Below are 12,544 nucleotides of genomic sequence, written 5' to 3'. Positions count from 1 at the left end.
CTACTCCGCGGGTACGCCCTGGGCGACCCGGAACAGGCTCCGCTCTTGCGCTCGCTTCTCCGGACGATGGCGTGTCAGCGCCAGGATGAAGCCTGCAGTGATGCAGATCGCGATCATCGAGGAGCCGCCATAGGAGATCAAGGGGAGCGTCATGCCCTTGGCCGGCATGAGTTCGAGGTTGACGCCGATATTGATGAGCGACTGCATGCCGATCTGCAGCACGAGGCCAGCGACCGCGAACCGGTTGAAGTCGTTGCGCTCCTTGAAGGCGTGGTTCAGGCCGCGCAGCACGATGAAGGCGAAGATCGCCACAAGTGCCATACAGAAGATAATGCCGAATTCCTCGGCTGCAACGGAGAACACGAAGTCCGTGTGGCTGTCCGGCAGGATGCGCTTGACGATGCCCTCGCCCGGCCCCTGTCCGAACCAGCCGCCCTGCAGGATCGCTTCATGCGCGGTCTCGATCTGGAAACGGTCGCCCTCGCCGGTCAGGAACTTGTCGAAACGGGCAGTCACGTGCGGCAGCATGTAGTAGGCAGTGAGTATGCCGCCAGCGCCGACGCCGCCGAGCAGGACGATCCACAGCCAGGGCATGCCGGCCATGAAGAACATGCCGCCCCAGACGACGCTGGTCAAAATGGTCTGACCAAGGTCCGGCTGGGCGACCAGCAGCGCCGCGACGATGCCGAACAGGATGATGGCGAAGAGATTGCCGGGGATTTCCGGCTGCCGCGCGTGCTCGGCAAACAGCCAGGCGCAGACGACCACGAAGGCAGGCTTCATGAATTCCGACGGCTGGATCGAGAACATGCCGACACCGATCCAGCGCCGCGATCCCTTGACCTCGACGCCAAAGAACAGCGCCAGCACCATCAGCGCCAGCGAGATGATCAGGAGGACGATCGCGGTCCGCCGCACCTGCCGCGGCGTCAGGAAGGACAGGCCGACCATCACCATCAGCGACGGCAGCAGGAACAGCGCGTGACGCTCGACGAAGTGAAAGCTGCCGAGGCCGATCCGCTCGGCGACCGCGGGCGATGCCGCGAAGGAGAGCATGAAACCGACGCCCATCAGCAACACGAAGGCGACGAGGAAGAAGCGGTCGATCGTCCAGAACCAGTCTGCGAGCGGCCCACGGTCTGCGCGGCTTACCATCTGTCGTTCCCCTTTTCCGTCTCGATCAATCTAAATCGACCAACATCGTGACGCCGTCGAGACCCGCGACATGACCGACAAAGGCGTCGCCGCGAACCTCGAAATTCTTGAACTGATCGAAGCTGGCGCAGGCCGGCGACAGCATCACCGCGGACGGTGTCGTGTCGGCTCCTGCATCCGCTGCGGCATGCGCGACCGCTTTTTCGAGCGTGCCCGAAATCTCGTAGGGCACCGCCTCGCCAAGCGTCGCCGCGAATGCCGGTGCGGCTTCTCCGATCAGATAGGCTTTGACGATACGCGGGAAGAGTGGAGCGAGGCTGACTATGCCACCCTCCTTCGGCAGGCCGCCGGCAATCCAGTAGATCCGGTCGTAGCTGGAGAGTGCCGGTGCCGCCGCATCCGCGTTGGTCGCCTTCGAATCGTTGACGAACACGACCTGGCCCCGGCGGCCGACCGGCTGCATCCGATGCTTGAGGCCGGGGAAGGACTTCAGTCCCGCCCGGATCTCGTCCCGCGATACGCCGACCGCCAGGCAGGCGGCGATGGCCGCCGCAGCGTTCTGGGCGTTGTGGCTGCCCTTGAGCGTCTGGATGCCGTCGAGGTCGACGAGCAGCGACGTCGCGCCGCCATGCGCCTCGATGATCCGGCTTCCCTCGGCATAAAGTCCGTCGGCAACGACGACCCGCTTGGAGATCCGCTTGACCGCGACGCCGGCCCGTTCGACGCGGTCGGCAATCAGCGCGCAGAACGAATCGTCGACGCCGATCACCGCCGTGCCGCTGCCGGCAACGAGCCGTTCCTTGACGTCGGCATAGTGCTGCATGGTGCCGTGCCGGTCGAGATGGTCAGGCGTGAGGTTGAGCAGTATGCCGGCGGTCGGATTGAGCGTCGGCGCCAGATCGATCTGGTAGGACGAGCATTCGACGACGAAATAACGCTCGGCCTTCGGCGGATCGAGCGTCAGGATCGCAGTGCCGATATTGCCGCCAAGCTGGGTATCGCGGCCGCTCGACTTCAGGATATGGGCGATCAGCGCCGTGGTCGTCGACTTGCCGTTGGTGCCCGTAATCGCGATGAACGGGCAATCCGGCGCATGCGCCCGGCGCTCGCGCACGAAAAGTTCGACATCGCCGATGATCTCGACGCCGGCGGACCGGGCGAGATCGACGCTCCAATGCGGCTTCGGATGGGTGAGCGGCACGCCCGGCGACAGCACGAAGGCGGCCTGGACAGACCAGTCGATGCCCCGCAGGTCAGCGGTCGCGATGCCCTCGGCTGTGGCTTTGGCGACGCTGTCGGGATTGTCGTCCCAGGCGACCACCTTCGCGCCGCCCGCGACGAGCGCCTTGGCGGTTGCCAGCCCCGAGCCGCCGAGGCCGAAGAGTGCGACCGGTTTGTCCTTGAACGTGGTGACCGCGATCATCGCCGTGTCACCGCAGCTTGAGCGTCGAAAGGCCGAGCATGGCAAGGCCGACGGCGATGATCCAGAAGCGGATCACCACCTGGCTTTCCGTCCAGCCGAGCTTTTCGAAATGGTGATGAATCGGCGCCATCAGGAAGACGCGCCGGCCGGTCATCTTGAAGAAACCGACCTGGATGATGACAGACAGCGTTTCCATGACGAACAGGCCGCCGACGATCGCCATGACGATCTCATGCTTTGTCGCAACCGCGACCGAACCGATCAGGCCGCCGAGCGCCAGCGATCCCGTATCGCCCATGAAGATGGCGGCCGGCGGCGCGTTGAACCAGAGGAAGCCGAGGCCTGCCCCGATCACCGCTCCGAGAATGACAGCGAGCTCGCCGGTGCCGGGCACAAAATTGATCTGCAGGTATCCCGCAAATACCGCATTGCCGGCGAGATAGGCAATGACGCCGAAGGAGGCCGCGGCGATCATCACGGGCACGATTGCGAGCCCGTCGAGCCCGTCCGTCAGGTTCACCGCATTGCCGGCCGCCACGATGACGAAACCACCGAACAGCACGAAGAAGATGCCGAGATTGATGAACAGATCTTTGAAGAACGGGAAGGCGACAGAGGTGCCGAGCGTCGGATTGCTCGACTGGCCGGTGGCGAGCGCCATCCGCATCATGAAGAAGACCGCAATGCCGGCGATCACGAACTCGATGCCGAGCCGGGCCTTGCCGGAAAAACCCTTGTCGGTCTGCTTGGTGACTTTCAGATAGTCGTCATAAAAGCCGATCGCGCCGAAACCCAGCGTGACGAGCAGGGTCGCCACCACGTAGACGTTCGAAAGGTCGGCCCAGAGCAGCGAACCGCCGACGATGCCGGCAAGAATCATCAGGCCGCCCATGGTCGGCGTGCCGGCCTTCTTGAAATGGGTCTGCGGCCCATCGGCGCGGATCGGCTGTCCCTTGCCCTGGCGCAGGCGAAGCGATGCGATGATCATCGGCCCGAACAGGAAGACGATCAGCGCAGACGTAAAGAGCGCAGCGCCCGTCCTGAAGGTGATGTACCGGAACAGGTTGAAAAATTGGACTTTATCCGCCAGTTCCACAAGCCAGATCAGCATTCAGCGCCCTTTCTAGAAGCCGCGTCTTAATTAGTGGCGTTCCGTGTCGGAGAATGCCGGGTAGTTGTCAATAAGCGCGGCCACGATCTTGCCGAAACCGATGCCAAGCGAGGATTTCACCATCACCACGTCGCCCGGCATCACCGAGCGCACCACGAAATCGGCCAAATCCGCAGTCTTTTCATAATATTGCACGTCGACGCTGTCGGGCAGCGCGTCGCGCAAGGCAGTCATTTCCGCCCCTGCCAGCCAGACGTGCTCGATACCTGCGGCAAGCAGCGGACCCGCCAGTTCCTCGTGCACCTTGGCGGAGAATTCGCCCATTTCCAGCATGTCGCCGAGTACGGCGATCCGCCGGCCGGTCAGTTCCGGCGTCGCGGATGCGAGAAGAGCGATCGCCGCCCGCATCGAGGCCGGGTTGGCGTTGTAGCTCTCGTCGATCAGGGTCAGATGACCCTCGCCGATGCCGAGACGGTGACGCTCGCCCCTGCCCTTGACCGGCTTCAGCGCCGCAAGCGCTTCCATGGCGCCGGCCATGTCCGCGCCGACCAGAAGGCAGGCGCCGAGGACTGCCATGGCGTTTTCGGCAATATGCCGGCCCGGCGCGCCGATATGGACTTCCGACGTCTCGCCGTTCAGCACCGCCCAGACGACCGAGTTTTCCCCATTGCCCTCGAAATCCGCCAGCCGAAAATCCGCCTTGGCATGCTGGCCGAAGGTGTGGATGTGCGAGACGCCGGCCTCCTGCGCCTTTTTCTGCAAAAAGCCGAACTGCTTGATGTCGCGGTTGAGGATCACCGAACCCCCAGGCTCGAGGCCTTCGAAGATCTCGGCCTTGGCGCTCGCAATCTCCTCGAGGTTCTTGAAATGGCCGAGATGGGCGGCGGCAATCGTGGTGATCATCGCCACATGCGGACGCACCATCTTCACCAGCGGGCGGATCTCGTCCGGGTGATTCATGCCGATCTCGAAGACGCCGAAATCGGTATCCGCCGGCATGCGGGCAAGCGTCAGCGGCACGCCCCAGTGATTGTTGAAGGACGCGACGGCGGCATGCACCTTTCCGGAAGGCGCAAGCGCATGGCGCAGCATCTCCTTGGTGGTGGTCTTGCCGACCGAACCGGTCACCGCAACGATCCGCGCCCGGCTGCGCGCCCGCGCGGCAAGCGCCAGCTTTCCAAGCGCCGCAAGCACGTCTTCGACGACGATCATCGGCACGCTCAGCTTGCCGAGCGCCGGCAGTTTCGCCTCGTTGACGACGATCAGCGTCGCCCCGTTGGCGACGGCGAGGCTCGCATAGTCATGGCCGTCGACGCGGTCGCCTCTGATGGCGAAGAAGGCCTCGTCCTGGCCGATGGAGCGGCTGTCGATCGAGATTCCGGTGATACCCGCCGGAAGCGCACCGATCGGCCGGCCGCCCATGGCAGATGTCAAATCCTCCGAGGTCCATAGCCAGTTCACGATTTCAGCTCCTCCAGCGCCTTGCGGACCTCTACGTGATCGGAGAACGGCAGGACCGTCGTGCCGATCGTCTGGCCCTCCTCATGGCCCTTGCCCGCGACGATCAGCGTATCGCCCGACCGCAACATCCCGACCGCCTCGCGGATTGCCTTCGCCCGGTCGCCGATCTCGATCGCGCCCGGAGCTGCCGCCATGATCTCGGAACGGATCACCTCGGGAACCTCGGAACGCGGATTGTCGTCGGTGACGATGACGACATCGGCAAGCCGCGTCGCCACGTCGCCCATGATCGGCCGCTTGCCCTTGTCGCGGTCGCCGCCGCAACCGAACACCACGATGACACGGCCGGTCGTGAACGGGCGGACGGAGGCCAGCACGTTTTCCAGCGCGTCCGGCTTGTGGGCGTAATCCACATAGGCGAGCGCGCCGTCTTTCGTCTGGCCGACCAGTTCGAGGCGACCCGAGGCGCCGACCAGCTTTTCGAGCGCGGCCATGGCAACGGCAGCCGGAACGCCAGTGGACATCGCGAGCCCTGCCGCGACCAGCGCGTTCGACACCTGGAAATCCCCCGCGAGCGGAATATCGACTTCGAAAATCTGCTCGCCGACATGAATTTCCGCCGTCTGCTTGTGGCGGAAATGCTCGACGCGCTTGAGGCAGAGATAGTCACCCCGACGACCGACAGTGCGGACTTCGAGGTCGGCAACCGTCGCCACCCGTATCGCTTCCTCCGACCAGGCGTCGTCGGCGAAGATGACAACCGGCGCGCCCTTCGGCGTCAGCGTATCGAAGAGCCGCATCTTGGCGGCCATGTAGCTCTCGACGGTCGGATGATAGTCCATGTGGTCGCGGCCGAGATTGGTGAAACCGGCGGCCGCGAGACGAACGCCATCGAGCCGGCTCTGGTCGAGGCCGTGGCTGGAGGCTTCCATGGCGGCATGGGTGACGCCTTCCGCGGACAGTTCGGCCAGCAACTTCTGCAGCTCGACCGGATCCGGCGTGGTCAGCGAGCCGTAGTCGTTGCGGGTCGGCGAAACGACCCCGGTCGTGCCGATCTGCGCCGCGGCATGGCCGGCATGCGCCCAGATCTGGCGGGTGAACGAGGCAACGGAGGTCTTGCCGGCAGTACCGGTCACGGCAACCATGGTTTCCGGCTGTGCATGATAGAAACGGGCGGCCGCCAGCGCCAGCAGCCGGCGCGGATTGGAAACGGCAAGAACCGGAATGCCCGCTTCCGCCGAATGCCCTGCAATTGCCGAGACCGCGCCGCGGGCGGCGGCATCGCCGATATAGCTCGAACCGTCCGCCTTGGTGCCTGCGAGTGCCGCAAACAGCATGCCGGGTTTTACCTTCCGGCTATCGGAAGTAATGCCCGTCACCTCGAGATCGCCTGCCGGCCCGGCCATCAGGTCGGCTATTTCAGGGAAATCCCGTCCTGCGAGTTCTCGCAATTTCATTGGCTGATGTTCCATTCTGAGCGTCGTCCCCTCGAATCGTGCGCTCACGTTGTTATCGCTCAATAAGACACAAGCAGGGCAGAACCGTCATTGCCGAATTTCGGCTTTACACCGAGAATGGGCGCGGCGCGGGTGATGATCTCCTTGACCATCGGCGCGGCCGAAGTTGCGGCAAGCGCTGCGCCATTGCCCTTGTCGGTCTTGGGTTCGTCGCAGAACGTCAGCACGACATATTGCGGGTTGTCCATCGGGAAGGCGGCGAGGAACGCGTTGAAGTTCTTGTCATGGGCGTAACGTCCGTTGACGACCTTGTCCGCCGTACCCGTCTTGCCGCCGACGTTGAAGCCTGCGACGCGCGCATTCCGGCCCGATCCGTTGGCGCCGTTCCATTCGAACAGGAAGCGCATGTCCTTGCTGGTCGAGGGCTTGAGCACCTGGGTAGCGACCTTATCGGCTTCTGCCCGGTTGCGCGGTAGAAAAGTCGGCGGGATGTATTTTCCGCCGTTGACGAGCGCCGCACCGGCAACCGCCGTCTGCAGTGGCGTCGTCGAGACGCCGTGGCCGAAGGAAATGGTGACCGAATTGATTTTCTTCCATTCGCGCGGCTGGCTCGGAGAGGCGACTTCAGGAAGCTCCGTGTGCATTTTCGTCAGCAGGCCGAGCTTGGTCAGGAAATCCTTGTGGCCTTCGATGCCGACCGTATCGGCAATCTTGGCGGTGCCGATATTGGACGAATACTGGAAGATTTCCGGAACGCTCAGCACACGCCCCTTGCCGTGGAAGTCCTTGATGGTGAAGCCGCCGATGCGGATCGGGAACCGGGCGTCGAACGTGCTCTGAAGGTTCACCTTGCCGGAATCGAGGCCCATGGCGATCGTGAAGGACTTGAAGGTCGAGCCCATTTCGAACGTGCCGTTCGACATGCGGTTGAACCATCCCTCCTCGCCGCCTTCGGCCGGATTGTTGGGATCGAAATCGGGCGCCGACGCCATGGCGACGATTTCGCCGGTATGGACGTCGAGAACGACCGCGCCGGCACCGATCGAGCTGTACTTGCTGATCGCCTCGGTCACCACGTCGCGAACGATCGACTGGACGCGCAGGTCGATGGACAGCTTGACCGGCTCCAGCGGCTGGCTGGAAGTCATGCCAACGGCCGCGAGATCGGCAAGCCCCTGGTTGTCAACGTAACGCTCCATGCCGGCAACGCCGCGGTTGTCGATATTGACATAACCGACGACATGCGCGGCGGTCGGGCCGCCCGGATAGAAACGGCGCTTCTCGGGCCGGAAACCGATGCCCGGAATTCCAAGCGCCAGGATCTGGCTCTGCTGCTTGGGCGTCAACTGGCGGCGCAGCCACTGGAAACGCGAGTTCGAGGTCAGCTTCGAATAGGTGCCCTTGACGTCGAGGTCGTTCAGAACCGTCGCCAGCTTCTCGATCACCTCGTCGGCGTCGATGATCTTGTTGGGTTCGGCAAACAGCGAAACCGTGCGGATGTCGGTCGCCAGAACAGCGCCGTTGCGGTCGACGAGGTCGGGGCGCGAGGCCAGAAGCCGGTCCGCCGGCAGGATGCTCGACGTCGTCAACGGCTGCGCGACGCCATATTGCATCAGGCGACCGCCGACGACGCAGTAGAAGACCGTGAAGCCGGCGATCAGCAGGCCGACGCGGTTTTTCGCCTGGGCGGACTTGCGCTTGCGGGTACCCTCGAAGGAGGCCTTCTCGGAGCCGCTTACACGGCTGCCGGAGGAGAAATGCGCGCGGCTCTTGACGATCATGATGCGGGACAGGAAAGACATCAGCGTTTCACCGATCCTGTGGAAATGACTTCGATGGGACCGCGCCGCAGCGGCACGGGGATTTTCGCGGCGGGCTTGGCCTTGGCGGCGGCAACCCCCTTCAGCGCAGCGGCGACTTCGCTGTTCTTGCCGGCAATGATGTCCTCGATGGTGGTCTCGGGCTGCGGAAGCTGCGCCTTCGGCATCGGCAGCTCCTTCGGCATCGCGAGCTGCGTCGTCTCCGTGGGAGCCAGCGCCAGCTCGGAATTGTAGACGTTGATCAGCCGGTGCAGGCGGTTCGGCTGGGTCAGCAGAGCCCAGTCCGCCTTCAGGAGATCGATCGTGTCCTTCTCCAGCTTGATTTCCGATTCCAGCCGGTGAACTTCGCTGAGTTTTTCATCGGCGCGGTGCTTGATCGAATAGGTGACGACGGCCGCCGCCGTCATCACACCGATCAGGACAAGATCGAAGCTACGCAGCATGTATCAGGCTCCCATCTTTGCAAGGCTGGCGAGATCGGGCAGGTCGAAAATGGACATATCGGCGGACCGCGGCGGGGCCTCCGTGCGGACCCCAGCGCGAAGCTTGGCGGAACGGGCGCGCGGATTGAGTTCCGCCTCCTCGTCGCTCGCCGAGATCATCGTTTTGCCGAGCGGCTCGAAGATCGCGGGCTTTGCCACGACCATCGGCAGGTGGCGCGAACCGGAGGCCTTGCCGGAACGATCGGCGAAGAACTGCTTGACGATCCGGTCCTCCAGCGAATGGAAGGTGACGACGACCAGCCGGCCGCTGGGCTTCAGCGCCCGCTCGGCCGCAAACAGCGCCTGGGCGAGCTCGCCGAGCTCGTCGTTGACGAACACTCGCAGCGCCTGGAAGACGCGGGTCGCGGGATGGATCTTGTCCTTGGCCTTACGCGGATTGACGGTCTCGATGAGGTTTGCGAGTTCACGCGTCGTGGTGAAGGGTTCGGTGAGGCGCCGCTTCTCGATGGCGCGGGCGATGCGACCCGACTGCTTTTCCTCGCCGAGGAAACCGAAGATGCGGGTGAGATCGCCGACCTTGGCGCGATTGACGACATCGGCCGCCGACACGCCGCTCGACGACATGCGCATGTCGAGCGGACCGTTGCGCTGAAACGAGAAGCCGCGATCGGCCTCGTCGATCTGCATGGAGGAAACGCCGATATCGAGCACGACACCGTCAAGCCCGCCTTCCGGCGCGTGATCGGCAAGGTCGGAAAACCGCGAGTGAATGAGGTGGAGGCGGCCCTTGTGGGCATCGACCAGCGCCTTGCCGGCGGCAATCGCATTCGGGTCGCGATCGAGCGCGATCACCTCGGCATCCGCGGCAAGGATCGCAGATGTGTAACCGCCCGCCCCGAACGTACCGTCGAGAATGATCTTGCCGGCCCGGGGCTCGAGTGCCTCGAGAACTTCTTTCAGAAGAACCGGAATGTGACGAACCGGTCCGCCTTCGGGCTCGGTTGTTCCGTCGCCTGGATTCGCCGCCATTCCGTTCCCCTGTCTTACGCGGGACGCGAACCGAAGCGCCCCTCTCTCGCCGCCGCCTGCGCCTCGTGAAACGCCCGCGGCTGCCAAAGTTGAAAATGATCCGAGCGCCCAACGAAGGTGATATCCGAGCTGATTCCCGTGAAGTCGCGGATGAAATCCGTGACCATCAGCCGGCCCTCCGCATCGAGCCTCATGAAGACGCCGCCACCGTGAACGAGCAGCGACATCCGGTTCGCTTCCGGCGAAAACGGATCGACGGAGGCGATCTGCCGCTCGTAACGATCGAGCAGATCCGGCCCGCCGACGCTGATCGCCGGATAGGTGAAATCCTGGAGGCAATAAAGCTCCTGGATCCCACGCTCCGAAAGGACCGAACGAAAACTCGCCGGAACGGAGACCCGTCCCTTCGCATCGATCCTGTTCGTCGCATTCGACAGGAAGCGGCTCATCACGCCAAACATCCGCCCCGTTATGGTTGAAGACGGAAGCCCGTCCACCGCTCAGCACTACACCAAACACAGCTTCGCCATCCGGATGGGCGGATATCCGCCCGGCCGCAGGACGACCGAAATTCTGGGATTGGCGGGCGCTCATTCGCCCTTGTGAAGTGCGATTTTGGGATACCATGGGACCATATGGGCGTCAATGGGAGAAGCCCCGCTAGCCACTCCCAAGCAGGATTTATTTATAAGCTGTTAAGTTTAACAAAGAGTTATTAGAGGAAGCGAAGAAACCGCCTTGGCAGTGTCCGGCAAGTCGATTTGGGACACCCAGTAAGCTGCGGAAAATCAAATAGCTTTCAAAATTCCTCATATAAAAGACAAGGCCCGAAACGGGCCTCCTGCGACGCCTGCCTCGTCTCTGGCAGGCGCACACAGAATCGCGAGGAAGGGGAAATAAACGCCAGTTGGCCTGTAAGCCGGGTTCTGTAAGGCCCCGGTGCAAGCACCGGAACGTGGCAGCCATTCATCTGGGACGACATTTGCATATCGCCTCACGCAACCCACCCGGATGACTGGCCCGGAAACAGGCTGTAGCCCGCGCTTTCGCTTGGACCCGCGTCATCCCTATTCGGTTTTGCTCCCGGTGGGGTTTACCTTGCCGCCGCTGTTACCAGAAGCGCGGTGGGCTCTTACCCCACCCTTTCACCCTTACCCCGCTAGCTCTGCCGCTTTGTCGAAGCGGTACAGCAAGCGGGGCGGTTTCCTTTCTGTGGCACTTTCCCTAGGGTCGCCCCCGCCGGACGTTATCCGGCACCGTGTTTCCGTGGAGCCCGGACTTTCCTCACCCTACCGCCTTTCGGCATTGGTAAAGCGCGGCTGCCCGGCCAACTGGCAGGGGGTCCATAACCGAGATGCGGAACGAAAGCCATAGGCGGGAAGCAATCAGGCCGGAGATAATCTCGTCAGAGATAATCGGCCCGGAAATCCGTCGAATAGGCATCGTCCCGGATTTTCCCATGGTAGATCAGTTCGGCGCCCAGCCGGCCGATCTCGTCCGAACTTTTGGCCGCCGCCCCGCAGCCGCCGCTGAGGATGCCGATGCGGGAAGCATCGGTCATCGCGATCGCCGGATATCCGGTCGGCGTGAAGGAGGTGACGCAGGCCGCCATCGACGAACGCGAGAGATCGAGTTCCGGCATCAACCGCGTCATGATCTCGGCAAGCCGGGCGCGGGTGCTTTCGCGACCGCCCGAGCGGAACCAGGCGCGGATATCGGGCTCCGTCGGCAGCAGCAGGTCGTCCGGATCGCCGCCGATCTTCAGGTAGATCTTGCCGTCGGGATAGCGCACCGGCGGCAGGAGGTAGATGCCGTCCTCGCCCTCGCGCCATTTCCAGATCAGCGAAGGCACCCTGCCCCAGACTTCCATTGCCGCTTCGTCAACCTCGAAAAAGGCAACGGTGCGCGCATAGACGTTGAGGTCGAGACGCCGCGGCAAAAGATTTTCGTTGATCGAGAACCCACCGGCCGCCACCAGCACCTTTTCCGCCGAATAGCTGCGGCCCTCGGCGGTCGTCACGGTGACGGAATCGCCGTCCTGCCGCACGGAAATCACCGTTTCCGGAATGATCGCGGTGCCCTGGCGCTCTGCGATGAGGGCCTGAGCCTTCACCAGCCGGCGCGGATTGATGTAACCGGCATTTTTCGGCTCCCAGACGCCCTCGCTGTCCTTCGGGAAGGAGAAGAAGCCGAATCGGCGGCCAAGATCCGCATCCGACAGCGTCTCGGTCGAAACGCGGAGCTTGTCTGCCGCATCCAGGACGTTTGCCACATAGGACGGGCCGTCGCCCCGCTTCGGGCCGACCAGAAGGCAGCCCGATTCGGAATAGAAATCCACGCCGCTTTCGCGAGCGATCTCGCCGTAGCGCTCGATCGAACGGTTGGCGAGGCGCGCCCACTCGGGATCGGGATCGATCGTCCGGGTGATCCGCGCCTCGTCGTAGTGGCTGGCAAAGACGCCGTCATGGCGCCCATAGTCCGCCGGCTCACCGGGACCGACCAACGCAATACCGTCGGTCCATTTCGAGAGGTAGCGAGCCGCCGCAGCGCCCATCATGCCCCTCCCGATCACGATAAATCTGAACCGCTCCGTCATGCCCTTGCCTTTCGATTCCACCGGCCGAAATGTCTTCTGTCGGAAGTAC

10 protein-coding genes and 1 other RNA gene are annotated in these 12,544 nt (G+C 63.4%); all 11 read right to left on the bottom strand.

Features of this window, described 5'->3' with window-relative positions; translation table 11 throughout:
* Positions 1-1,155 (bottom strand): putative lipid II flippase FtsW, encoded by a 1,155-nt coding sequence (ftsW, locus tag ACZ9EJ_RS06540; protein WP_046625990.1) that lies wholly within the window; start codon positions 1,153-1,155, stop codon positions 1-3.
* A 25-nt stretch (positions 1,156-1,180) separates the two neighbouring features.
* Entirely contained in the window at positions 1,181-2,578 is a 1,398-nt protein-coding gene (gene murD / locus ACZ9EJ_RS06535; RefSeq protein ID WP_046639202.1) for a UDP-N-acetylmuramoyl-L-alanine--D-glutamate ligase, read from the bottom strand.
* A 7-nt stretch (positions 2,579-2,585) separates the two neighbouring features.
* Positions 2,586-3,689 carry a phospho-N-acetylmuramoyl-pentapeptide-transferase gene (gene mraY / locus ACZ9EJ_RS06530; RefSeq protein ID WP_046639201.1) on the bottom strand — a complete coding sequence of 368 codons (1,104 nt, stop codon included), beginning with the start codon at positions 3,687-3,689 and terminating at the stop codon, positions 2,586-2,588.
* 30 nt (positions 3,690-3,719) lie between these two features.
* The gene (locus tag ACZ9EJ_RS06525; protein ID WP_046639200.1) at positions 3,720-5,150 is read right to left on the bottom strand and encodes a UDP-N-acetylmuramoylalanyl-D-glutamyl-2,6-diaminopimelate--D-alanyl-D-alanine ligase; all 1,431 of its coding nucleotides are present in this window, start codon (positions 5,148-5,150) and stop codon (positions 3,720-3,722) included.
* On the bottom strand, positions 5,147-6,607 hold the full coding sequence (locus ACZ9EJ_RS06520; RefSeq protein WP_046639199.1) for a UDP-N-acetylmuramoyl-L-alanyl-D-glutamate--2,6-diaminopimelate ligase: 1,461 nt from the start codon (positions 6,605-6,607) through the stop codon (positions 5,147-5,149). Before ACZ9EJ_RS06520 ends, ACZ9EJ_RS06525 begins: the two co-directional genes overlap by 4 nt.
* A 59-nt stretch (positions 6,608-6,666) precedes the next feature.
* A complete protein-coding gene (locus ACZ9EJ_RS06515) occupies positions 6,667-8,409 on the bottom strand; it encodes a peptidoglycan D,D-transpeptidase FtsI family protein (protein ID WP_046639198.1) in 1,743 nt (580 codons plus the stop codon).
* Positions 8,409-8,870 carry a cell division protein FtsL gene (gene ftsL, locus ACZ9EJ_RS06510; RefSeq protein WP_046639197.1) on the bottom strand — a complete coding sequence of 154 codons (462 nt, stop codon included), beginning with the start codon at positions 8,868-8,870 and terminating at the stop codon, positions 8,409-8,411. Before ftsL ends, ACZ9EJ_RS06515 begins: the two co-directional genes overlap by 1 nt.
* 3 nt (positions 8,871-8,873) lie before the next feature.
* Positions 8,874-9,899 carry a 16S rRNA (cytosine(1402)-N(4))-methyltransferase RsmH gene (gene rsmH, locus ACZ9EJ_RS06505; protein WP_046639196.1) on the bottom strand — a complete coding sequence of 342 codons (1,026 nt, stop codon included), beginning with the start codon at positions 9,897-9,899 and terminating at the stop codon, positions 8,874-8,876.
* 14 nt (positions 9,900-9,913) lie between these two features.
* The gene (gene mraZ, locus ACZ9EJ_RS06500) at positions 9,914-10,348 is read right to left on the bottom strand and encodes a division/cell wall cluster transcriptional repressor MraZ (RefSeq protein WP_046639195.1); all 435 of its coding nucleotides are present in this window, start codon (positions 10,346-10,348) and stop codon (positions 9,914-9,916) included.
* Positions 10,349-10,798: 450 nt separating this feature from the next.
* Positions 10,799-11,234: RNase P RNA component class A (gene rnpB / locus ACZ9EJ_RS06495), an RNA gene on the bottom strand.
* A gap of 70 nt (positions 11,235-11,304) precedes the next feature.
* On the bottom strand, positions 11,305-12,495 hold the full coding sequence (locus ACZ9EJ_RS06490) for an FAD-dependent oxidoreductase (RefSeq protein WP_046639337.1): 1,191 nt from the start codon (positions 12,493-12,495) through the stop codon (positions 11,305-11,307).
* Positions 12,496-12,544 lie beyond the last annotated feature (49 nt).

The sequence above is a fragment of the Neorhizobium sp. USDA 3394 genome, assembly GCF_056280385.1.
The sequence above is the reverse complement of the archived record's forward strand: the minus strand, read 5'-3'. Positions and strand labels throughout refer to the sequence as shown.